Origin of the sequence: Nocardia elegans NBRC 108235 (assembly GCF_001612845.1) — a bacterium.
Lineage (GTDB): Bacteria > Actinomycetota > Actinomycetes > Mycobacteriales > Mycobacteriaceae > Nocardia > Nocardia nova.
On the sequence record NZ_BDBF01000007.1, the window covers coordinates 1 to 21,892 of the forward strand.

Sequence of the window (21,892 nt, forward strand, 5' to 3'; positions counted from 1 at the left end):
GCAGTCCGGTCAGCCGGTGGGCGGCTCGGCCGGGGGCCGGCGGCGGACGGGCAGGGTCGGCTGGGCTGCGCGAATCGGTTTCACCGTGCGGATCGGGTTCGCGGTGCACATCGGCCTCCTTTGGTCCTCAGCGACCGCCTACCCGGGAGGACCGGGGCGAAACGACACCCCGGATCCCGATCGAATATTCGCCGGGAGGCCGGGTAGTGCGACGGTGACGAGCGCACGACGAACGGGCCGGAGGTGACGATGGCACGCGAGGTCAACCCCCGCTGGAGTGACCCGCCGAGTTTCCGGCGGGCGGTGCGGTATGCGGTCGGTGTGCTGGTGGTGGCGGCGATCGTCGCCGGGGTGGCCCTGGGCTGGGCGGCCTCGCGGGATCAGTGCGCGAACGCCGACCACGTGGCCTGCGATACCGCGTCCCGGCTGGCCGTGGGACTGGTGCCCGGAATCGTGTTGCTGCTGGGCGGCATCGGCGCATTCGTCATCACCGTGCGGCAGTGGCGCGGCGGGCGGCCGTGGCCGGTATGGCAGGGCGCGGGCTGGTTTCTGTTCGCGGTGATGGTCGTATATCTGGCGATGGCGATGGCCGCCGGCTGAACCCTGCCCCTCGTTTGGAGTCGCCGGCAGCGGGTAGGTCGTGCACGCAAGCAGTCGCCTAGGTGATGACTGTCAGCGAGGAAGGAGACCATCGTGGCCAAGACCTCCACGACCACCGATCCGATCGCGACGGTGCTGGAGCCGGAACAGCAACGGATCGCCGGTGACGCGCTGTGCGCCACCGTCGTCGATCTGATCGATCTGAGCCTGATCGGCAAGCAGGCGCACTGGAATGTGATCGGCCCCCGGTTCCGCACCGTCCACCTGGCGTTGGACGAACTGGTCGAGACCGCGCGCGGCTTCACCGACGCGGCGGCCGAACGGGCCACCGCGATCGGGGTGAGTCCGGACGGGCGCGCCCACACGGTCGCGGAGAGTTCCAGCGCCGAGCCGTTCCCGTCGGGGTGGCAGCAGGACGGCGACGTGGTCAGCGCGATCGTCGCCACCCTGGCCGCGGTCGTGCGCAGGCTCCGCGAGCGGATCGACGCCTCGGAGAAGGCCGATCCGGTCACCCAGGATCTGCTCATCGATATCGCCGCCCGGTTGGAGCAACTGCATTGGATGTGGCAGGCCCAGGCCGCGTAACGCGCGCGCTGCGCCGATATCCGGTTCCGGCGGCGGCCGTGCTGGCCGTCGCCGGGTGCTCGGCGCCGGGGTCGCGATTGGAAGCACCCGACGCCGTGCGGGTGACACCGATCGGGGCGATCGTGCACGCGCCGGCGTGGTCCTACCGATCGGGAGCGCTCGTGGCGCTGGCGCCGGACCGCGTGGTGAAGGTGAACGGCCTGGCCGACGGCCGCGGCGATACGGTCGGCTCGGCACGCCTGCCGGGCTTGGGGCCGAACCTGCAGATCAGCCCGGTGGACGAGGGCACGGTGCTGGTCAGCGCCACCGATCGGCAGGCCGTGGCCTCGATTCGGCTGTCCGATCTGGTCGATACCGGCACGCTGTCCGCCGGACCGCGGCCGTCGTATCTCGCCCTCGATTCCGGGGAGCGGATGCTGCCGGCGCTCTCCGAGGACGGCGCCACGGTCACGCCGGTGGATCTGCACCGCCGCGCCTGACGTGTCCGGTCCTTGACCGAAACTTTATCGAGCTCAATCGAATTCGCGGTTTTTCTTCCTTCCGGCTCGGGTACTCGCGCTCATATCGCCATAGCGCGGGCCGGAGGGAGGCGCGACATGTCGGTCGAACAGAAGGAATTCGACGACGGGCCGGTGACTCCGGAACTCGATGACCAGCCCGGCCGGATCGTTGGTCTCGTCCGGGGCGCGCAATGTGGGGCGGCCTGCGGGCGCGAGCGCGGATACCGCCCGTACGCCACGCACCGCCCGACGCATGCGTCACCACCCGGTTCGGGTGGGACGACCTCACGAAAAATCTTTTGGCACAACATTATCGGAGAGATCGGCCGGCACCGTCCGTGAGGTCGGTGCCGGCCGTCGCGGCAGTCTCCATGCCTGCTGTGAGGGCCTGCTGTGACTACCGCCCCGTCCGGAGAGACGATCCGTCGCACGCCTCGCACCGGTGCACTCCATTGTGCGGGACCGAATTGCGGGTATCCGTCGCCGTTGACGAATAGGGCGCTACGTGCGGATCGTTCTCGGTACAGGGGAAGTACCCCGCCTGCTCGGCCGTAACCGGCGCAGTGATCGCCGATTCGAGGTGCACGCGATCAGTCGACCTCGCCGGTCCGGTCGTGCTCGGCGCCCTCCGGCGTCGTGGTGTGCGGGGGTGTGAGCTCCGGGTCGTCCTCGGCGGGTGGTTCGGGATCGCGCCACTCCTCGGCGCGGCTGGAACGGTTGCCGCGCAAGGTCCCCCGAAGTTCGTGCCGCAGTTGATCGTCCTCGCGCGCACCGTGTTTGGTGTTTCCTCGGTCCATCGTCCTCTCCTTTCGCGGATCACCGGTGTCGGAGCAGGGCAGCGACGCCGTCGGTCGGAACGGGATCTCGATCGATGGTCACGATGTCGGCGCCGGCCGCGAGCGCGGCCAGCGGCAGCGCCTCGTCGGTCCGGCGATCGGTGCGGTGACCGTCGCCGTCGACCGTGTACAGATCGGCGCCGCGATCGTCGACCACCACGACGACGTGGGCGACGGCGGGCGGGCGCAGCTGCAGCAGCGGCAGCAGATACGGCATGTCCGACAGTCGCACGGTGGTGCGAGCGGGCGGCTCCGGCAGCGCCGCGGTGAGCAGGACGCCGTCGGCGTCGGCGATGACGGCCTGCCCCGCGCGCCCCGGCGGTGGATCCGACGGACCGCGCTCGACGGCGTCGAGGACGGCGCTTTCCGCGCCGTCCTCGTCCAAGGTCTCGCGGACCGCGCGGCTGCGCAGCCGCTGCTGGTGCGCGGCATCCTCGGTTTCGCTGACGGTCTCGATGTAGACCGACGCGAAAGGCCCTCGGTGCTCGGTCAACTCTCGTAGTCCTGAAATGGTCACATGCGGCGGCTACCCGCACCCGCCGAGTGAAACCTCGATCCGCGCCCGAATGCGTTTGCGGGTCCGGTCGCCGGGCATCTCCGAGCCATGGAGTGTGCCGGGCGGGTGAGCCGATGGATGCCGCCGATGTGACGTTCGGGGTCGAGGAGGAGTTCCTGCTGGTCGATCCCGTCTCCGGAGCGCCGGTCCCGAAGAACTGCGAGGTCGCGCAGTCGGCATGCGACGCCGGTATCGATCTGCAGTTGGAGCTGACCAGTTGTCAGGTGGAAACCAGTAGTTCGGTGCATACGCGCGCGGCCGACCTGCTGCGGGAATTGCGGCAGTTGCGCGCCGCCGTGGTGCGCGCCGCGGCCGACAACACCGCCCGACTGCTCGCGACCGGAGTGCCGCCGACCGTGCCCGACGCCTATCCGGTCACCGACACGCCGCGCTATCGCCGCATCGAGAAGCATTTCGGCATGCTCGCGCACGAACAGGGGCTGTGCGGCTGCCATGTGCACGTCTCGGTGGACGATCCGGAGACCGCGGTGCAGATCAGCAATCATCTGCGGCCCTGGCTGCCGGTATTCCTCTCGCTCACAGCCAATTCCGCGGTCTACCGCGGCACCGACACCGGATACGCGAGTTGGCGCAACGTGCTGTGGCGGCGCTGGCCCAGTGCCGGCCCGCCACCGTATTTTCAATCCTGCGCCGACTACGACGCCGCGGTCGACATGATGCTGACCTGCGGCAGCATTCTCGATACCGGCATGGTCTATTGGGATATTCGCCGCTCCACGCATTTCCCGACGCTGGAGATCCGCATCAGCGACGTTCCCGTGACGGCCGAGGAATCGGCGTTGCTGGCGAGCCTGGTGCGTGCCGCGGCGGTGGTCGGCCGTGCGGAGGTGCGCCGCGGCCGCCGTGCGCCCGCGGTACCGGCCGCCACCCTGCGCGCCGCCTACTGGAAGTCCGCGCGCGAAGGCCTCGACGGCGACGGCGTCGATCCGCTGGACGGCCGGGTGGAACCGGCCCGCCTCCGGCTGGCCCGGCTCGTCGACCATGTCACCCCGGCCTTGCGAGAACTCGAGGAGGAGCAGTTCGTGACCGAGACGATCGCCGCGGTGACGGCCCGCGGCAACGGAGCCCGGCGGCAGTCGGCCGCATTGCGCCGGCGCGGAGCGATCGCCGACGTGGTGGACGAACTGGCCGAGGCGACCGCGGACGGCTGTCCGGTGGTATAGGGGAGGGGTGCGTATGCGTGTCGCGATCACGGGCGCGAGCGGCAATGTCGGTACGGCACTGTTGCGCGCGTTGCCCGACGCCGAGGTCGTCGCCATCGCCCGGCGGCCATCGCCCACCGACCGGGAACCGTATGCGCGCGCACGCCCGCGCCGCGCTGGACCCGCGTCGACGAGCAGCAGCCTCGCGACGGCGTAGCCGCGCTCACCGAGATCTTCGCCGGATTCCGGCTTCCCGTACCGCGTCCGGTGCTGGCCGCCGCCGCCTTCGCGGGCCGGCGAATCGGACTGCTGCCGTTGCACCCTTCCTGGCTGAAGCTGGCCGACCGGGCCTGTCTGGTCCGGGCGGAGCGGGCTCGGCGTGAACTCGATTGGCGCCCGGTGCATTCCGCGGTCGATGTGGCGACGGAGCTTGCCGCCGGTTTGCGCGAGCACACCTCCGGCGGCAGCCCGCCGCTGAATCCCGATCCGATGCGGTTTCGCCCGGGCCGCCCTACGCACCAGGATCAGCGGCCGGGCCATCGGGATGAACGCCGGTGACTGCGGAACGCCGGTGACTACGGCTCGGGGTTGTCGGGCGCGAGGGTGCCGGGCTGAGGGGTATCGATCTTGCGGGTGTCGACGTAATGGGAGGCCACCAGATCGCAGAGGCGCGCCAGCGACTGTTTGTTGCGGGGCTTGAGGGCAATGGTCTGCAGCACGTCGGGGATCAGCCGGCCCGGCCCGCGAATCACCTCCTCGCTCATGCTCACCTCGGTGGTGTCGGCATCGATCGGCGTCATCGCCAGCCGGATCCACGCCACTCCCAGCGGCCACAACTCCGCCTCCAGTTCGATGCTGTTGGGCGGGTCCACCGCCACCACCCGCGTGGCCTGCTGAGCCATCAGCGGCCAGGCGCCGACGCTGTGATGAATCCGGGAGCCGATCCGCGGCCAATCCTGGTCCACGTCGCGCATATGGGTGGACCCCACCACCCAGTGGCCGTAGGACCAGCCGTCGGCCAGCACGGCGAACACCTGCTCGGCCGAGCCGGGAACTCCCATCGTGACCTCGCCCATCAGCACACCGCCAACGCGTCGCGAATCATGTCCAGATGGTGCTGAACCACGGGCGCGGCGTTCTGTGCCAGCGCCGTGACCTGCGGGCTGCTGCCCTGCGCGGTCTCGGTGGCGCCCGCCTGCAGCGTCTGGACGTGGAAACCCTCCTGCATGTGCAGCCAGGCCAGGTCGTAGTCGCGGCCGGTCTTCATCGCCGTGTCGCGCATCTGCTGCGACTGGTCGGCGGTCGGCATCAGCGGCAGGGCGACGCCGTTCGGTATCGCGACCGCGGCGCCCATCGCCTCCAGCCGGGTGTGGTCGGCGACCAGAACGGGACCGAGATCGCGGACCTGCTGACACGTACCCATGGCCGCCGCGCCGGCTCCCGACAGCATCTCGGTCATATTCCCCTGGTGGACGGCGACGAGAAAATCACTGTCCTGTGCCGACAACGCGGCCGGTTGGGCCGCGCCGACCGCGGTCGCGCCCAGCCCGAGGCCGATCGCGGCGGCGGTGGTGACCAGCAGACGATGCGGTGATCTCATGATGTGCTCCTGTTCGCCGGGTATTTGCAGGCCGGATGCCCAGCGCGGCGCGTCGTACACGTGCCGATGGCGCTCACAGCGCGACGGTTTCGCCGCGTGGGATCTCCACGATCCGGTCGGCCCAGCCACGCCGGCCCATCCGGTCCCGGAATTCGCCGAGCGGGGAGGCGAAGACGGTGTAGTCGTCGTAGTGCACCGGCACCGCGCGCGGCAGCCGCAGCAGGTCCACCAGTCCGGTTCCCTGCGCCCCGTCCATCGTGGCGGTGAGTCCGAAGAGCAGTCGCGGCCCGGCGGACAGCAGCGTCGTCGCGTTGCCGACGAAGATGATCGACAGGTCCACAGCTGTCTCCGTCCGGTCAGCGGTCGGTGTCGTAGAGGGCGTTGTGCAAGCGGGACAACAACTTTCGCCGCGGCCATCCGGTGGGCCGGGAGTCGGCCAGTGCGGCGCGGGCGGCGTTGGCGCCGCAGGTGCCGTGCACGCCGCCGCCCGGATGTGCCGACGCCGAGCCCAGATACAGTCCCGGCACCACTGTTTCGGGGCGGCCGAGCCCGGGAACCGGTCGGAACACCAACTGCTGGTGCAGTTGGGAGGTGCCGCCGTTGACCGCGCCGCCGACGAGATTGCCGTCGGCGCAGTGCAAATCGCTGGGCCGCTGCACGATTCGTGCGTGAATCCGGCTGCCGAAGCCGGGGGCGTGGGCCTCGAGCACGGCGTCGACCCGTTCGGCCAGCAGGTCGGCCGAGGCGTCGTCGGTAACCCCGCGCGGCAGGTGGGTGTAGGCCCACGCCGATTCGGTGCCGGGCGCCGACCGGCTGGGATCGGCCGTGGTCATCTGACCGAACAGCATGAACGGCGTGTGTGGCACCACGCCGGTGCCGATATCGGTGGTCCACCGCGCCAGCCCCGCCCGGTCGGCGCCCAGATGCACCGTGCCCGCCGCCCGCAGCTGCTTCGATCGCCACGGAATCGGTTCGGAGAGCGCGTAATTCACCTTGACGGTCGGCGCGTCCCAGGTGAATCGTTCGAGATCGGCGCGCAGTCGTTGCGGCAGATCGGCGTCGGCGAGCAGCCGGGTGTACAGCGTCGGCGCGTCGATGTCGGCGATGACGGCCTTGCGTGCCCGCACCACCTGGCCGGCGGCGGTGATCACCCCGGCGGCGCGTCCGGCACGGATGAGGACGCGGTCCACCGGCTGGCCGCAGTGCACCCGGGCCCCCGCCGATTCGGCGCGGTGGACCAGGGCCGCACTCAGCGCCCCGGCGCCGCCGACCGGAACCGGAAATCCGCCGTCTTGGGCGAGCATGGTCAGCAGATAGCCGTAGACGCCGCTGCCGGGCGCGTCCACCGGCACATCGGCGTGCATCGCGTTGCCCAGTATCAGCAGTTTGGCGGCCTCGTCGTGGAACAGCTCGTCGACCATGCGCCCGACCGGCAGGATCAGGAACCGCAGATAACGGAACAGCTCGGCGGAGCCGAGATCGCGCCACAACCCGGCCGCGCCGCGCACGGGCGGGAACGGGCCGAGGAACGACCCGAGCAGATGTTCGCGCACCTGCCGCCACTGCTCGACCAGCCGCAGCCAGGTGCGGCCGTCGCGGGGATCGCGCCGAGCCAGCGCCTCGGCCGTGGTTTCGGCGTCCGGATGCACGACAGCGGCATCCGTATCCTCGGGGCTCGACGGGTGGCCGTACACGATGGGCGCGCGGCTCCACCGCAATCCGTGATCGTCCAGACCGAGGTCGCGCAGCGCCGGCGAGGCGCCGGCCATCGGATAGAACGCGCTGAACAGATCCATCCGGTAGCCGGGCACCAGCTCGGCACTACGCACGGCGCCCCCGGCGGTGTCCTGGGCTTCCAGCACCGCCACCTCCCAGCCGTGATCGGCGAGCAGCGCGGCGCTCACCAGGCCGTTGTGCCCGCCGCCGATGATCACGGCATCGACCGGCTCGGCGTCGAGCGGCGTCGAACCACCGGGGGCGGGCGAGGTCACGGGCACTCGCTAGGGCCGGGGCCGGTCGACGTCCCCGCGCCACGCACCGGATTCCTGTTGGCGCGCCTCGATGAAGTCGCGGAATCGCTCGAGGTCACCCTTGACGCGGCGATCGAGTATGCCGAGCTTGTCGGCGACGTTCTCCACGAACCCGTCCGGATCGATATCCATCTGCGCGGTGACGCGCGTGGTGTCCTCGTCGAGCCGATGGAAGGTGATCACGCCCGCATGCCGGGGACCGGCCTCCGTGGTCCACGACACCCGCTCGTCGGGGTGCTGCTCGGTGATCTTCGCGTCGAATTCGCGCGTCGCGCCGGCGACGTGCACCGTCCAGTGGGTGTGCGTGTCGTCGCGCTGCTCGACCCGCTCGACGTGCTGCATGAACTGCGGGAACGATTCGAACTGGGTCCACTGGTTGTACGCGGTGGACACCGGTACGTGCACATCGACCGATTCGGTGACTGTTGTCATGCTGCGACCTCCTCGTGGTCTCGGTGGGCAACGCTGACGCCATACCCGCGCCACGCGTTCGTACACGGATCACTCGGTGGTGGCGCCGAGTGCGTGCGGCGCCGCGTCACGGGTTACCAGGTCAGAACGGGTTTGACGACGCGTCCCGCGTGGTGGTCGGCCAGGGCGGTGCCGATCTCGGTGGAGGGGTAGGACCGGACCAGCCGGTCGAGCGGTAGCCGCCCGGCCGTGTAGAGCTCGAGCAGCTGCGGGATGAACCGCTGCGGCACGGCGTCGCCTTCCAGGCAACCGTGAATGGTCTTGCCGCCCAACACGATCTCGCGCATGTCGAGTTGCGGGACGCCGACGCCGAGGCCGACCACCGCCACCGCGCCACCGGTGGCCAGGGCCGCCACCGCCGCGGCGAGCACCTCCGGGCGGCCGGTGGTGTCGAGGGCATGAGTGGCGCCGCCGCCGGTGAGTTCGGCGATCGTGGCGGCGGTCTCGGCGTCGGCCGGGTCCAGCGCGGCGGCCGCGCCGAGTTCGAGGGCGAGCGCACGGCGATCGGCCGAGGGTTCGACGACCAGCACCGTGGTGCCGGGCAGTGTCCGCGCGGCCAGGAGCCCGGCCATGCCGACCGCACCCGCGCCGTAGACCAGGATCTGCGAATCCGGTTCGGGGGCGAGCACATTCAGGATCGCGCCCGCGCCGGTCTGGAAACCGCAGCCCAGCGCGGCGGCGACGACCGGATCGGTGTCGGCGGGGACGACAATCGTGTTGTCCGCGGTGCTCAGCGCGTACCCGGCGAAACTCGACTGCCCGAAGAAGCCGTCGCGCACGCGCGTGCCGTCGACGGTGATGCGGGGCGAGCGGTCGGCACGGCCGCCGAACTGGTTCAACGCGGTGGATCGCGCACAGTACGGCAGCCGGCCGAGACGGCAGTTGCGGCAGTTCCCGCAGTGCCGGAAGGTCAGCACCACCCGGTCGCCGGGCCGCACACCCGTCACCTCGGCGCCGACGGCCTCCACCACACCCGCGCCCTCGTGGCCGAGCAGCACCGGGCGGTCGGACGCGCCGGCGGCGCGGGAGACCAGATCGGTGTGGCAGATGCCCGACGCCTCGATCCGGACCAGGATCTCGTCCGGGCGCGGCTCGTCGATCGCGACGGATTCGAGGCTGAACGGAGCCCGCGGATCACGCGACAGCGCGGCAATGGTCAGCGGCACGGCTCAGACCCGCTCGAGCAGGAAGTAGAAGAACTCGCCGCCGGCGAGCACCAATTCGGGGCGTCCGTTCATGATGCCCATCAGCGTGTTGTCGTCGAGGCGCTTGAAGTGGTCGAACACCGCGCGGCCGTCGTAGACCATGGTCGCGGTGACCTCGCCGCGGAATTCGATATTCCACAGCGTGGCCTTGCCGCCGCCCGATTCGACATCGGAGAACAGCGTGCCGTCCTCGGCGCGGCAGATCAGCGGTTCGGCATCCATCGTCGAATGGAAGGTCTTGCCGTACCAGCCGCTCTTGTCGAGTGCGCGGCACAGCGGATGTCCGGTGCGGAAGGCGGCGCCTTTCCATTCGCCGAGGATGTCCTCGGCGCGTACCACCGCGAGGTCGGCCCACAGCCGGTCCAGCTCGTCCGTCGTTACCCCGCTCGATTGCGCCGCCAGCTCGCGCCAGCGTTCGGTCGTCCCGGTCATCGCGTCCTCCACAGTTTCCCGAACCAGCTGGTTCGGGAACCTACACCCGAACCAGCTGGTTCGGCAAGATAGGATCCGCGGCATGCGCGCAGCAGGCCATGCCACCAGGGAGCGAATCCTCGCCGCGGCCAAGGCGGAGTTCGCCCGCTACGGCGTGGCCGGAGCCCGGATCAACCGGATCGCGGAGGCGGCCAATGCCAGCAAGGATCGCCTGTACGCCTATTTCGCCGGCAAGGACGATCTCTACGCGGCGGTGACCGAGCAGTGGGCGACCGAGACCACCGCCGAGACCGCCCTGGACGCGGGCGATCTGCCGTCGTATGTCGGCAGGCTTTTCGACCACTATCTGCGAAACCCCGACAATGCCCGCTTGCAGGCGTGGGCGGAGATCGAACGCACCGACATCCCGGGCGCCGACGAGGCGATCCGCCGCGCGGTCGCACCCAAGATCGCCGAGATCCGCCGCGGTCAGCGCGCCGGGGTCATCACCGGCACCTTCCATCCGCTGACGCTGCTGACCCTGCTGACCGATCTCGCCCGCACCTCCGCGGTCCACGCCCTGCACGACGACGATGCCGAGGACCGGCGCGCGGCCACCGTTCTCGCGGCCCGGCGGCTGATCGCCCCCTGAGCGTGGCGCCGGTTTGCCCGCCGTGGTCGCGGGTAGCGCGAGTGCTGAGGCTCCACGTAAGCGCGGGGCTTCCACCGCCGCCACGTCGACAGGAGATCGCGATGGGTTTTCCGGAGCAGCAGCAACAGGTCCCCGGGGTGCAGCAGCAGATGTCTCCGCGACCGGACTGCGGGGAGGACAGCTATCAGGGATCGGGCAAGCTCACCGGAAAGTCAGCGGTGATCACCGGCGCCGACAGCGGAATCGGCCGGGCCGTGGCCATCGCCTTCGCGCGCGAGGGCGCCGATGTGCTGATCTCCTACCTCGACGAGCACGAGGACGCGCAGCAGGTCGTCGCGCTGGTGGAGCAGGCGGGCCGCAAGGCGGTCGCGGTACCGGGCGACCTCTCCGATCCCGAACACTGCAAGGCCGTCATCGACCGCGCCGCCACCGAATTCGGCAAGATCGAGGTGCTGGTCAGCAACGCCGCGTATCAGATGACGCACGAAAGCCTCGACGAGATCTCCGGCGAGGAATGGGATTACACGTTCAAGCTCAATGTCGGCGCGCTGTTCCATCTGGTGAAGGCGGCCGTCCCGCATATGCCGGCGGGCGGCTCGATCATCGGCAGCTCCTCGGTGAACTCCGATATGCCCTCGCCGACGCTGGCGCCCTACGCCGCCACCAAGGCGGCGATCGCCAACTTCTGCGCCAGCCTCGCGCAGATGTTGGGGAAGAAGGGAATTCGCGTCAACAGCGTGGCGCCCGGCCCCATCTGGACGCCGCTGATCCCGTCCACCATGCCGGTGGCGAAGGTGCGCAACTTCGGCGACGACGTCCCGCTCGGGCGGGCCGGGCAACCCGCCGAGCTGGCCGCTTCCTATGTGCTGCTGGCCTCCGACGACGGCAGCTACATCTCCGGCGCGCGGCTCGCCGTCACCGGCGGCCGGCCGATCCTCTGATCGGCCCGTCAATCGGTCCGGCCGTGGCCGGTCCCGGGCGGCGGAGCGAACTCCGGCCGTCCCGGCTGCGGCGAGCCCTCGAACAGGATGGGACGGTCGGCCGGGCCGAGGAACAGGCCGAACAGCAGCATCGCCGCGCCGAGGCCCAGATGCAGCCAGTTGTCCGCGGTGTTGACCGGAATGACGTTCGCGGTCGACTCCTCGTCCACGACCAGTCCGTACACCCAGAGCGCGAGATAGACGACACCGCCGGCGATGAGGTAGGTCCGCGCGGTCATCGTCGTGCGGCCCATCGCCAGACCCGCGACGCCGAACACCAGGTGCACGGTGTTGTGCAGGCCCGAGACCTGGAACACCCCGAACAGTTCGGCGCCGGAATGGTGCCCGCTCCAAGTGAGCATGTCGTAGTTCGTGGTCACGCCCGGAATGAACCCGAGCACCCCCACCACCAGGAACGCCGCCCCGACCAGATAGGCCGCGGCCTGCACCGGGGAAACCCGCGCCCGATGCTGAGGTACAGATGCGGTGGCCATCGCTGCTCCCTTCGAGTGCCGACGATTCGCCCGTATCTCCGAAGGTAACCGCACCGGACCGCCACAAACAGCGCGAAGCAGTTACAACCCGGTGAGCGCGGGTATGGCGCACACAGACCTGGGCTATCGCCAGGACCGGTCCGCTTCGTCCGCCACTCTTCGTCTCCGAGGTGACCATGCGTATCCGATCCGGCACAGGCACGGCCGGGACGAGTGAAAACGACCGCGTCGCACACCGTGGGGAACGCGTACTCCGTACGGCCCCGGCCGATCGGCTTCTACACCACCGGGCGATTGTTCCTGGAGGAGTACTACGCGCTGACCGTCCTGGCCCGAGGCGGCATCGGCACCAATCATCTCGACGGCAACACCCGGCTGTGCACCGCCACCGCCGGTGAGGCGTTGAAGGAATCCTTCGGATCCGACGGGCAGCCCGGCAGTTACGCCGACGTGATCGCGCTCTACGGCCACAACGTCGCCGAAACCCGGACCGTGCTGTGGGCGCGCATGCTCGATCGCCTGCGCGGCCCGAAAATCCGCCCGCCCTCGTCTGCGTCGATCCGCGCACCACGCAGGTGGCGCGCGCGGCCACTGGCCATGACCTACGCGAAACTTCGCGCACGCGGTGGCATTCAGTGACCGTGCACCGAGGAGCATCCGGACGGCACCGAGCGGCTGTACGCCGCCGCGACATTCCGTGCGGCGCCGCAGGATTGTGAAACCTACGGTCGCGACCTGTTCACCGGTGCTCCGCTGGAGCCGACCGAGTATCGCGCGCTGAACCCGGAGGGCCGCGCCGTGATCAAGGCGGCGCAGTACCTGCCGCGGCACGAGACGCCGAGCGAGGACTATCCGTACGCGCTGATCACCGGTCGCACGCTCTACCACTTACACACCCGCGCCAAGACCGGCCGCGCACCGCAACCGCAGCCAACGAACTCACCCCCACCGAGTGGGATCCGGTCTCGAAACAACCGCTGTTCAAATCCGGCGCCGCCGCAGTGGAACTCGTTCGATCCGCCCGGCGATCCGAACGCGTCACCACACCGGCGGTCGAACGGGAGCGGAGTGCGCGATGAACGACCTGGACGCCATGCTCGCCGAGATCCGCCGACCGGCACCGCACCGATCACGAGGTCCATCACGTGTGCCGGGACCTGCTGGTCTGGGCAGACGACCATCGCCGCAAACCGGCCGCCGTCGGAGAAGACCGCGGTCTGCATCTGGACCTTCGCCGCCGACGGCTTCCGGATCGGTGGAATCGGTCCGGCGGGCTCTCGGCACCCTGGTGGGGCGCCGCCACGCGCCCGCCCTGCTGTTGCTGCGCGATCTGCGCGAGATTCACAGCCACGCCGCGGTGGTGTCGGTGAACTGGGAAATCCTGGCGCAAGCGGCACAGGCGGGGCGAGACAGTGAACTGCTGGAACTGGCCTCCGACTGTCATCCGGAGACGTTGCGGCAAATGCGCTGGGCCAACGCCAAGATCAAGGAGACCGCGCCGCAGGCCGTCGCGACGCCGTGAATACCGCTGCCCACGGCGGGTATGCGCCCGCTATGACTGCCTCGACAGAGCAGTTGCTCCACACGCTCACCAAGGTGGTGAACGCGCTGCTGGCCCACGAGATCGACTTCGCGGTCGGCGGCGGTTGTGCGGTGTACGCGCGCGGTGGTCCCGCGAGCGACCACGATGTCGACATCTACGTCAAACCCGTCGACGCCGGCCGCGCCCGCGACATCCTGACCGCATCCGGGCTGCACGCCGTCGAGCCGCCCGAAGACTGGCTGACCAAGGTGTACGACGGAAATACGCTGGTGGACTTGATCTTCCGGCCCAACTACCGCAACGTCGACGACGATCTGCTGGGCCGGGCGACCTGGATGCGGATCGGCCCGGCGGCGGCTCCGGTGCTCAGTGGCACCGATCTGATGGTGGACAAATTGATGGTCCTCGATCCGCACCGGCTCGATTTCACGCGGTTGCTGGCGATCGCCCGGGATCTGCGGGAACAGGTCGACTGGCGGCGCGCGCGGGAAGAAACCGCGGTGTCGCCGTACGCGCGGGCGTTTCTGGCGCTGATCGAGGATCTCGGAATCGGAGGTGAGGTCATGGCTCAGGACCCGGGCGACGAGGTGTTGCCGCAATATCTGGTCGCGAATCTGCGGCGGGCTTTCGCGGAGGATCCGCGCACCGCCGAACTCGGCGTGCAGGTGACCATCCGCGGCGCCGTGGTGGTGCTGTGCGGGGAGGTCGGCAGCGAACAGCAGCGCAGCGATCTGGAGGACATCGTGCGTGAGCACGCGCCTAAACTGCGCATTCACAACGATATTCGGGTTACCTCCACGCAGGCGCCCACCGTCGATCACGAACGGCTGAGCTGATGACGGGCGCCGAACGGACGACGGACGGGGTGGTGCGCATCGCGGCGGTGGCCGATATCCACCTCGGCGCGGAATCGCAGGGGACCCTGCGCCCGGCATTGGAACGACTGTCCGAGGAGGCGGACGTCCTGCTGGTCGGCGGCGACCTCACCCGGCACGGCAGTCTCGACGAGGCGCGGGTGGTCGCGACCGAACTGGAGGACCCCGGTGTGCCCGTGATCGCGGTGCTCGGCAACCACGATCACCATTCCGATCGGCAGGACGACATCACGGCCCTGCTGTGCGATCACGGGATCCGGGTCCTGGAAGGGACCTCCACCACGGTGACCGTGGGGCCCCACTCGCTGGGCGTCGCGGGCACGAAGGGATTCGGCGGCGGCTTCGCCGGAAAGTGCGCGAGCGTCTTCGGCGAGCGGATCATGCGCGAATTCGCCTCCTACACCGTCGATCTCGCCGACGCGCTGCACGTCGCACTGTGCCGGCTGGACACCGATGTGAAGGTCGCGCTCACCCACTATTCACCCTGCGGGGACACCCTGCACGGCGAGCCGCCCGAAATCTATCCCTTCCTGGGCTCGTACCTGCTCGGTGAGGCGATCGACACCTGCGGCGGCGCCGATCTGGCGATCCACGGGCACGCCCACGCCGGATACGAGCGCGGCACCACACCGGGCGGGGTGCGGGTGCGCAATGTGGCCCAGCCGGTGATCCGCGCGGCATACACGGTCTACGACCTGGAGGTACCGGAGCCGGCGGCGGCGTCCGGTGTGCCGACCGACTCGGCCCAGGCCGCGCGGACTCCGGCCTGACGAGCAATTGCCGGTGTTATCCGGGTGGGAAGTGCCGACGAACTTCTGGCAATTCCCTCCGGGCTGCGGAATCATTTGTGGAGAATACTCATCGGCGGGCGCGGGCAACCGCCGCCCGAGCGGCAGGAATTCCCTTCCCGCCGATGCGGGGAAGGATTGTTCCGGGCAATCGTGAGGCGAATTCGCGCGGCCGCCCGGCCCGGGAAGGTGGAGGCGGTCCCGCTCGGGCACCGGCCGCGGCGCACCCCGGAACCCGGCGGGAACGGCCGGTGCCGCGGAGGGTTTCGCAGTACCGCTGAGCTCGCCGGACCACACCTGTGAAGATCGACGAGCGGGCCGCCGCACGCACAAAATCACGTACATTCGACCGTGCAAATGTGCTTGCATCCGTAAATGTGTCCGTAAAACACGTAACAATGCGCGCAGTTGCGCATTGTTGTTGTTCTGGCTAATGTGTCCGCATCCCGGTGGCGTACATGTGACGTTTTCCTTCGCAGGCGATGTGTCGCTGCCTGTCCACATGTGACCGGGTGCGAGCGTGTACTGCGGGGAGGAATGCGGTAGATATCGGACAAGGGGGAACAAAGATTGGTATTCGATGACAATAAATTCTGCATCGGTGAATATTCGAGGATATCGGGGCAGGGATATCGCGACCGGTGCCGGTAGACCCGCGCTGCTGTTCAGCGCGGTCACGACCGCCATGCGGATGCGTCCGTACGCGACGGTGTCGAGCATGCACGACAGCCGGACCTTCGGTGACCTGCTCGCCGAGGTCTCGGACAAGGCCGCGCGATTCGATACGGTGTTGCGCCGGCCGCGGGCGAGAGTCCTTGTGGCGCTCGGTAATTCGCCCGGATACATCTCGACGATGCTGTCGCTGCTCGCCCGCGGTGACATTCCGGTGCTCGCCAATCCGGCACTGCCGCTCACCGCGATGCGGGCGCTGATCGAGGAGTGCGGAATCGACGCCGTCGTCGCCTCCGGGCAGGCCGGCGGAATCCGGCTCGACGAGCGGTCCTGGGCGCAGCGCACCGATTTCGACGGCGACCGCCCGGCCCTGCACCGCGACACCGAACTGTGCCGCGTCGCCTCCGCGCCGTCGCGGCGGCTGGTCTGTCTCGAATACTCCGCGACCGCGGTCCTCAACGCCGCCACCGCCTGGGTCGGTGCGAGCAAACTGCGGGAATCCGATCGGACGTTGTGTTTCGCGGGCCTGTTCGGGCGCTTCGGATTTCACACCGCCACCGTCGCCAACCTCGTCGCCGGCGCCGATCTGATATTGCCGGCCGGAACCCACGCGCCGGGCAACATCCATCGTCACCTGGCCGCGGAATCGCCGACGGTACTGGTGGCCGAACCCGCCGTCTATCAGGCCATGGTGCAGGGCACCCGGGAGGATCTGTCGGCCGATGTCGCCGCGGCACTGCGCCGGATCCGCCTGCGGCTGTCCCCGCATTCGGTCGCATCCTCGGTGGCGGCACGGGTGCGGGCGGTATCGGGGCCGATCACCATCTGCTACGGCCTGGACGAAACCGGTCCGGTCGCATACGGCTTCGACGCCGCGGACGGGGAGTCCGGTGTCCATCTGCTGTCCGGAGTCCGCATGGATACCCGCTCCACCGACGGCGAACAGTACGCGCACGTGCACACCAAATCTCTGGCGACGACCTACCTCAACGACCCGGTCGAATTCGAACGCTGCCTCACCGGCGACGGCAGCTATCTCAGCCGCAGCCTGGCCGGCCTGCCCGCATCGGTCGTCGACGCCGGCTGACCGGCGGCGGCCGGTACTTCATCCGCGCCGGGTGATGCCGCCGTCGCGCGGGCGATACACAGTCGATGCGCAGGTGCTCGACGTCTCGTGAGCACCGGGACCGATCGGCCGGTGAGGAGCCACGGGTGGCGAATCGACGATCTGAGCGGATGCGGGGTCGTGCCGCGGCGGCGTGGCGCTACGTCCGCACGGCGCCGTGGACGTTCTCGTGGTTGGCGCTGCTGCTGGTGACCACGATCGTGCAGCATGCGGTGCCGCTCGACGATTTGAAGATCATTCTGGGTGAGCGCTCGACGAATCTGACGAACCTCGAGAGCGATCCGCTCCACGTCCTGGTGACGAGCCTGCTCTGGGTCGCCGGCTACTTCTGGCTGCCGTATCTGGTGCTGTACTGCGTATTCCACGCCCCCGCCGAGCGGTGGCTGGGCGCGCTGCGCTGGGCGATCGTCGGATTGCTCGCCCACGTGGGCGCGACCTACATCAGCGAGGGACTGCTGGGCTGGGCGATCCGGCACGGATACGCCGACCCCGCCCTCGTCGACGTGCGCGATATCGGCGTCAGCTACTTCCTCGCCGGCATCATCGGCGTGCTGACCTACCACATCGCGTATCCGTGGCGGTGGGCGTATCTCGTGGCGGCTACGGCCTGTTTCGCGGCGCCGCCGCTGATCCACCTGACCTTCACCGGAATCGGCCACTTCTCGGCCTTCCTGATCGGGCTGGCGTGCTACCCGCTCACCCGGAGCCGCACCGCGCCGACGTGGAATCCGGCGCAGGCCCGGCGCGACCGCCACCGTCGCGCGCGCGCAGTTTAGTTCATCGGCGCGCGTCCGGAAGGCGAAGTGGCGCTGAGTGTTTGCGGCGTGCTAAGAGAGTGGACGTGTTGTGGTCTGCGCGTGTTCATCTCCACCCTCGTGTGTCGGTACCGGCGCCCCCTCGCGTGAACCGGCGTTTCGCGTGGTGACCGGAGATATCGCGCGCACCCGGATCGCCGTGCCGGCCCGATCGGCCCGATCGGCCTCGGACACCGCCGATACCGCGACGAGAACGACCGCCTACCGCGGCGACCTGGACGGGTTGCGCGGTGTGGCGATCGCGCTGGTGGTGGTGTTCCACATCTGGTTCGGCCGGGTGTCGGGCGGCGTGGACGTCTTCCTGGTGCTCTCGGGATTCTTCTTCACCGGACTGCTGGTGCGCCGCGCCGAACGGGGAGCCGTCGGCATCGGATTCACTGTGCGCCGGACCGGGCGGCGGCTACTGCCGGCGATGGTCGTCGTTCTGGCCGCCGTCGTCGCCGCGACCGTGTACACGCGGCCCTACACACAGTGGTCCGATCTGGCGGGACAGACCCTGGCCTCGCTGTTCTACTACCAGAACTGGCGGCTCGCGACGAGTTGGTCGGATTATCTGGCCGCCGATCCGTCGGTGAGTCCGCTGCAGCATCTGTGGTCGATGGCAGTACAGGGGCAGTTCTATCTGCTGGCCCTCGTCGTGGTGGCGGCGGTCGCCACCGTGCTGCGCCGCACCGGCCGCACCGCCCTGCTGCGCCCGGTCCTGGCCGCTCTGATCGCACCCGCGGCCGTCGCGTCGCTGCTGTACGCGACGCACGGGGCGGCCACCCATCAGGGTTGGAACTACTACGACAGCGGCGCACGGCTGTGGGAACTGCTCGCCGGTGCGGCGCTGGCACTGGCCGGACCGGCCCTGCTGCTGCCGCGGATGTTGCGGGCGGTGACGGCGCTCGCCGGCGTGCTGGGGGTGCTCGCGTGCGGCTGGCTGATCGTCGACGGCGCCAACCGCTATCCCGGTCCCGCGGCGCTGGTGCCGGTCCTGGCCGCGGTGGCGGTGATCGTCTCCGGCAACAATGTCGCCGCGGCACAGATGCCGTGGCCCAATCGAATTCTCGCCTCGCGGGTGGCGCAGTGGCTCGGCGAGGTCGCCTATCCGCTGTATCTGTGGCACTGGCCGATCCTCATCTTCTATCTGGCCGAATCGGGCCGTCCGCACGCCGGGCTGCGCGACGGCGCGCTGGTGGTCGCGGTGTCGCTGCTGCTGGCCTGGGCGACGCACCGGCTGATCGAACAGCCGTTGCGGTGGGGTGCGCGCGAGGTGCCGGCGCCGATCGCCTCGCGGCTGTACCGGCGCGGCGCGGGCACGGTGGTGTGCGTGGTGGCCGTCGTCGTGGTGGCGGCCACCGGTGCGTGGCAGTTCGGCGTGGTGCGGATGCATCCGGCGCAACCGATGCGGCCGCTGGATCCGGTGCTGTATCCGGGTGCGGAGGCGCTGTCGGCCGGGGCGCCGACACCACAGGCCCCCATGCGGCCCACCGTCCTGCAGGCTCCGGGCGAACTACCGCCCCCGACCCTCGACGGATGTATCGCCGACTGGGACACCCGCGAGGTGGTCACGTGCACCTACGGTGATGCGAACGCCACCCGCACACTGGCGGTGGTGGGTAGTTCGCATGCCGAACACTGGGTTCCGGCGCTCCAGGAGCTCGCCGCGCAGTACTCGTTCCGCATCCGGGTGTATCTGAAGATGGGCTGCCCCCTCACCCTGGCCGACGACGCCACCTACAAGGGGGAACCGATTCCCGACTGCCGCGACTGGTCGCGCGCGGTGCTGGACCGCCTGGCCGCCGACCGGCCGGAGTGGGTGTTCACCACCGGCAGCCGGCCCCGCGCCGGAACCGGGGACGAAACACCGCCCGAATACGTGGACGTCTGGTCGGCGCTGGCCGAACGCGGCCTCGACACCATCACCATCCGCGATTCACCGTGGTTGCGCCACAACGAGATTCGTTACGCGGCGGCCGACTGTCTGGCCGGCGGCGGCGACCCGGTCAGCTGCGGTATGCGCCGTAGCGATGCGCTCGATCCGGTCGATCCGCAGCTCGAACCGGCCTCGCGGTATCCGAATATCTTCCCGATCGATCTGAGCGATGCGTTCTGCGACGCGTCGATCTGCCCCGTGGTCGCCGGCAATATCCTGATCTACCACGACGAACACCATCTGACCTCGAGCTATTCGCGCTCGCTGTCCGGGGCGCTGGGCCGGCAGTTGCGGCCGTTGCTGCACTGGTGGTAGTGCCGCGCGTCACGTGGGGCGACGGGGCGGCTCGATTGCCAGTACGGTATTCACGAGTGGCTCGAGCAGGAGGTGCCCGCACGTGCTGGGCGTTGGACAGGGTGGGGCGCGCCGGTGGGTCATGGCCGGGGTTCTCGCGGTCGTCGTCGCTGGGATCGGTTTCGGTTCCGTGGAACCGGCGGCGCCGGATGGGCATGCCGGCCCGGCGGTGCCCGGTCTGATCACCCAACCGGCCGAAGCCGGTGTGCCGATCCGGATCGCGTACGGCCGCGAGGCCGATACCTTCGGTGACCTGTATCTGCCCGCCGGTGGGCCGTTGTCCGGATCCTCCGGCCGGTGCCCGGTGGTGGTGCTGATCCACGGCGGCGGCTGGGCGCAGTACCGCGACCTGACCCAGTTCGCCGCGCAGGCCCGGCAACTCGCCGAATTCGGTGTCGCGGTGTGGAATATCGAGTATCGGCGGGTCAACGGCGCCGGCGGCTGGCCGGTGACGCTGACCGACGTCGACGACGCCGTCGGTGCTCTGGCCACGGTCGTCCAGCAGCGCGCCGGCGGACGGCTCGATCTGGACAACGTCCATCTCGCCGGTCATTCGGCGGGCGGGCAGTTGGCGGCGTGGGTCGCGGGCCGCCGGACCGACGGAGCCGCCGCCTCGCGCGGGCTGCACATTCGCAGTGTGACGTTGATGGCGGCCGTACTGGATCTCGACTACGCGGTAGCCCACGGCAACGACGGTTTCGCGCGCAAACTGCTGGGCGGTCTGCCCGACGAGGTGCCCGACCGCTACCGCTACGCCTCTCCGATCGTCAATCTCCCACGGGGCGTGCACATCACGGCCGTGCACGGCGACGCCGACCGGGTCGTACCGGTCGAACAGAGCCGCCGTTACGCCGAGGCCGCTCGCCGCGCCGGCGACCCCACCGACCTGCATGTCCTGCCCGGCGTCGGGCACGCCGAATTCACCGATCCCGGATCGGCGGCATGGGCGGTGGCGCGGGTGGCGATTCTCGCGAGCATCGCGGAATCGGCGTAGCCGGGCACCGTCCCGGCCCCCGGTCGCCGCGACCGATAGTGTGGGTTCGTGACGATCGCGGACAGACAGTACGGCGGCCGTGCGGTGACCGAACGCCGGGCCGAACGGCGTCAGCGCTTCGTCGTCGCGGCGACGAGGGTGTTCGCCGAACGGGGCTACGCGAACTGTTCTCTCGCCGATGTGTGCGCCGCGGCCGGGCTGTCGAAACGGCAGTTCTACGAGGAGTTCCAGACCCGTGAGGATGTGCTGATCGCCGCCTACGACCGGGTCCAGGACGAGGCCGCCGCGGCGGTTGTGCGGACGCTGGGCACGCTGTCGCCGGCCGATCCGGCCCGGGCGATGGCAGTAGTGCTGTCGGCCTATCTCGACTCGATCACCTCCGACCCGTACCGGGCCAAGCTCGCCTTCATCGAGGTGGTGGGCGCGAGCGACCGGATGGAGCAGCATCGCCGCGAACGCCGGCACGGCTGGGTCACCCTGCTGGAGATGGTGGTGGTCCCGATCGCCGGCCCGGGCGCGCGCCTGCGGGGCGACGCCGCCCTCTCGGCGAGTGTGCTGATCGGGGCGGTCAACGGCCTGGCCCACGAATGGTTGCTGATGCAGCCCCGACCCGACGTGAGCGAGCTGACCGACCTACTCATCCCGGTCGCCCTGTCGTTGATCGAGACGTAGACCGGACGACGGCCGTCGCGACTGTTCGGCGGTGCGTTCCGGTGCAGCACTC

Annotated in this window: 26 protein-coding genes and 2 pseudogenes; 18 read left to right on the top strand and 10 right to left on the bottom strand. The window is 69.6% G+C overall.

The window, feature by feature from the left end; translation table 11 throughout:
* The first annotated feature begins 249 nt into the window (after window positions 1–249).
* The 4 genes from NE2_RS06060 to NE2_RS35475 all read left to right on the top strand — a co-directional run bounded on the left by NE2_RS06060 (window position 250) and on the right by NE2_RS35475 (window position 2,027).
* Window positions 250–600, top strand: coding sequence for a hypothetical protein (locus NE2_RS06060; RefSeq protein WP_063024669.1), 351 nt, complete (start codon window positions 250–252; stop codon window positions 598–600).
* 93 nt (window positions 601–693) lie between these two features.
* The gene (locus tag NE2_RS06065; protein WP_063024671.1) at window positions 694–1,185 is read left to right on the top strand and encodes a Dps family protein; all 492 of its coding nucleotides are present in this window, start codon (window positions 694–696) and stop codon (window positions 1,183–1,185) included.
* Window positions 1,164–1,664, top strand: a complete 501-nt coding sequence (locus NE2_RS06070) for a YncE family protein (protein WP_063024673.1) — start codon at window positions 1,164–1,166, stop codon at window positions 1,662–1,664. The genes NE2_RS06065 and NE2_RS06070 overlap by 22 nt, the downstream gene beginning before the upstream one ends.
* A gap of 117 nt (window positions 1,665–1,781) precedes the next feature.
* Entirely contained in the window at window positions 1,782–2,027 is a 246-nt protein-coding gene (locus NE2_RS35475; protein WP_146165220.1) for a hypothetical protein, read from the top strand.
* 248 nt (window positions 2,028–2,275) lie between these two features.
* Here the strand turns inward: NE2_RS35475 and NE2_RS06080 are convergent, their stop codons facing one another.
* The gene (locus tag NE2_RS06080) at window positions 2,276–2,482 is read right to left on the bottom strand and encodes a hypothetical protein (protein ID WP_063024677.1); all 207 of its coding nucleotides are present in this window, start codon (window positions 2,480–2,482) and stop codon (window positions 2,276–2,278) included.
* Window positions 2,483–2,501: 19 nt separating this feature from the next.
* Window positions 2,502–3,038: a hypothetical protein gene (locus NE2_RS06085; protein ID WP_146165221.1), complete on the bottom strand. Its 537-nt coding sequence runs from the start codon at window positions 3,036–3,038 to the stop codon at window positions 2,502–2,504.
* Between the two features lie 113 nt (window positions 3,039–3,151).
* Between NE2_RS06085 and NE2_RS06090 the strand changes: the two genes are divergently transcribed.
* From NE2_RS06090 to NE2_RS06100, 3 genes and pseudogenes are all read left to right on the top strand, one after another.
* Window positions 3,152–4,261 carry a glutamate--cysteine ligase 2 gene (locus NE2_RS06090; protein ID WP_063024681.1) on the top strand — a complete coding sequence of 370 codons (1,110 nt, stop codon included), beginning with the start codon at window positions 3,152–3,154 and terminating at the stop codon, window positions 4,259–4,261.
* A gap of 13 nt (window positions 4,262–4,274) precedes the next feature.
* Window positions 4,275–4,403 (top strand): annotated as a pseudogene (locus NE2_RS06095) (NAD-dependent epimerase/dehydratase family protein); the annotation flags it as partial.
* A 104-nt stretch (window positions 4,404–4,507) separates the two neighbouring features.
* Window positions 4,508–4,798, top strand: a complete 291-nt coding sequence (locus NE2_RS06100; protein WP_063024685.1) for a hypothetical protein — start codon at window positions 4,508–4,510, stop codon at window positions 4,796–4,798.
* 17 nt (window positions 4,799–4,815) lie between these two features.
* Here NE2_RS06100 and NE2_RS06105 read toward each other — a convergent pair whose 3' ends face one another.
* The 7 genes from NE2_RS06105 to NE2_RS06135 all read right to left on the bottom strand — a co-directional run bounded on the left by NE2_RS06105 (window position 4,816) and on the right by NE2_RS06135 (window position 9,978).
* The gene (locus NE2_RS06105) at window positions 4,816–5,316 is read right to left on the bottom strand and encodes an SRPBCC family protein (RefSeq protein WP_084493859.1); all 501 of its coding nucleotides are present in this window, start codon (window positions 5,314–5,316) and stop codon (window positions 4,816–4,818) included.
* Entirely contained in the window at window positions 5,316–5,840 is a 525-nt protein-coding gene (locus NE2_RS06110) for a DUF4142 domain-containing protein (RefSeq protein WP_146098665.1), read from the bottom strand. Before NE2_RS06110 ends, NE2_RS06105 begins: the two co-directional genes overlap by 1 nt.
* Before the next feature lie 73 nt (window positions 5,841–5,913).
* On the bottom strand, window positions 5,914–6,180 hold the full coding sequence (locus NE2_RS06115; RefSeq protein WP_063024687.1) for an MBL fold metallo-hydrolase: 267 nt from the start codon (window positions 6,178–6,180) through the stop codon (window positions 5,914–5,916).
* Window positions 6,181–6,196: 16 nt separating this feature from the next.
* The gene (locus NE2_RS06120) at window positions 6,197–7,831 is read right to left on the bottom strand and encodes a phytoene desaturase family protein (RefSeq protein ID WP_063024689.1); all 1,635 of its coding nucleotides are present in this window, start codon (window positions 7,829–7,831) and stop codon (window positions 6,197–6,199) included.
* 9 nt (window positions 7,832–7,840) lie between these two features.
* Window positions 7,841–8,302: an SRPBCC family protein gene (locus tag NE2_RS06125; protein ID WP_063024691.1), complete on the bottom strand. Its 462-nt coding sequence runs from the start codon at window positions 8,300–8,302 to the stop codon at window positions 7,841–7,843.
* A 113-nt stretch (window positions 8,303–8,415) separates the two neighbouring features.
* Window positions 8,416–9,507, bottom strand: coding sequence for an NAD(P)-dependent alcohol dehydrogenase (locus tag NE2_RS06130; protein ID WP_063024693.1), 1,092 nt, complete (start codon window positions 9,505–9,507; stop codon window positions 8,416–8,418).
* A 3-nt stretch (window positions 9,508–9,510) separates the two neighbouring features.
* Entirely contained in the window at window positions 9,511–9,978 is a 468-nt protein-coding gene (locus tag NE2_RS06135) for a DUF4334 domain-containing protein (RefSeq protein WP_063024994.1), read from the bottom strand.
* 82 nt (window positions 9,979–10,060) lie between these two features.
* On the opposite strand from NE2_RS06135, the gene NE2_RS06140 reads away from it, so the two are divergent.
* Together NE2_RS06140 and NE2_RS06145 are read left to right on the top strand one after the other, a co-directional pair.
* The gene (locus NE2_RS06140) at window positions 10,061–10,609 is read left to right on the top strand and encodes a TetR/AcrR family transcriptional regulator (protein ID WP_030513844.1); all 549 of its coding nucleotides are present in this window, start codon (window positions 10,061–10,063) and stop codon (window positions 10,607–10,609) included.
* Between the two features lie 101 nt (window positions 10,610–10,710).
* Window positions 10,711–11,550 carry an SDR family oxidoreductase gene (locus NE2_RS06145; protein ID WP_063024695.1) on the top strand — a complete coding sequence of 280 codons (840 nt, stop codon included), beginning with the start codon at window positions 10,711–10,713 and terminating at the stop codon, window positions 11,548–11,550.
* 8 nt (window positions 11,551–11,558) lie between these two features.
* Here the strand turns inward: NE2_RS06145 and NE2_RS06150 are convergent, their stop codons facing one another.
* On the bottom strand, window positions 11,559–12,083 hold the full coding sequence (locus tag NE2_RS06150) for a DUF4383 domain-containing protein (protein WP_063024697.1): 525 nt from the start codon (window positions 12,081–12,083) through the stop codon (window positions 11,559–11,561).
* 261 nt (window positions 12,084–12,344) lie between these two features.
* Between NE2_RS06150 and NE2_RS37765 the strand changes: the two are divergent.
* The 9 genes and pseudogenes from NE2_RS37765 to NE2_RS06195 form a co-directional block, all read left to right on the top strand.
* Window positions 12,345–12,682 (top strand): annotated as a pseudogene (locus NE2_RS37765) (molybdopterin-dependent oxidoreductase); the annotation flags it as partial.
* A gap of 656 nt (window positions 12,683–13,338) precedes the next feature.
* Window positions 13,339–13,605 carry a hypothetical protein gene (locus NE2_RS36945; RefSeq protein ID WP_228816949.1) on the top strand — a complete coding sequence of 89 codons (267 nt, stop codon included), beginning with the start codon at window positions 13,339–13,341 and terminating at the stop codon, window positions 13,603–13,605.
* A gap of 32 nt (window positions 13,606–13,637) precedes the next feature.
* Window positions 13,638–14,462 (top strand): BON domain-containing protein, encoded by an 825-nt coding sequence (locus NE2_RS06165; protein ID WP_063024701.1) that lies wholly within the window; start codon window positions 13,638–13,640, stop codon window positions 14,460–14,462.
* A gap of 29 nt (window positions 14,463–14,491) precedes the next feature.
* Window positions 14,492–15,271 carry a metallophosphoesterase family protein gene (locus tag NE2_RS06170; protein WP_218018566.1) on the top strand — a complete coding sequence of 260 codons (780 nt, stop codon included), beginning with the start codon at window positions 14,492–14,494 and terminating at the stop codon, window positions 15,269–15,271.
* A 619-nt stretch (window positions 15,272–15,890) separates the two neighbouring features.
* On the top strand, window positions 15,891–17,048 hold the full coding sequence (locus tag NE2_RS06175) for an AMP-binding protein (protein ID WP_063024703.1): 1,158 nt from the start codon (window positions 15,891–15,893) through the stop codon (window positions 17,046–17,048).
* A 149-nt stretch (window positions 17,049–17,197) separates the two neighbouring features.
* Window positions 17,198–17,863, top strand: coding sequence for a rhomboid-like protein (locus tag NE2_RS06180; RefSeq protein WP_063024705.1), 666 nt, complete (start codon window positions 17,198–17,200; stop codon window positions 17,861–17,863).
* Window positions 17,864–18,008: 145 nt separating this feature from the next.
* Window positions 18,009–20,135 carry an acyltransferase family protein gene (locus NE2_RS06185; RefSeq protein ID WP_233429690.1) on the top strand — a complete coding sequence of 709 codons (2,127 nt, stop codon included), beginning with the start codon at window positions 18,009–18,011 and terminating at the stop codon, window positions 20,133–20,135.
* 82 nt (window positions 20,136–20,217) lie between these two features.
* A complete protein-coding gene (locus tag NE2_RS06190) occupies window positions 20,218–21,168 on the top strand; it encodes an alpha/beta hydrolase family protein (protein ID WP_063909294.1) in 951 nt (316 codons plus the stop codon).
* A 48-nt stretch (window positions 21,169–21,216) separates the two neighbouring features.
* Window positions 21,217–21,840, top strand: coding sequence for a TetR/AcrR family transcriptional regulator (locus NE2_RS06195; protein ID WP_063024709.1), 624 nt, complete (start codon window positions 21,217–21,219; stop codon window positions 21,838–21,840).
* Window positions 21,841–21,892 lie beyond the last annotated feature (52 nt).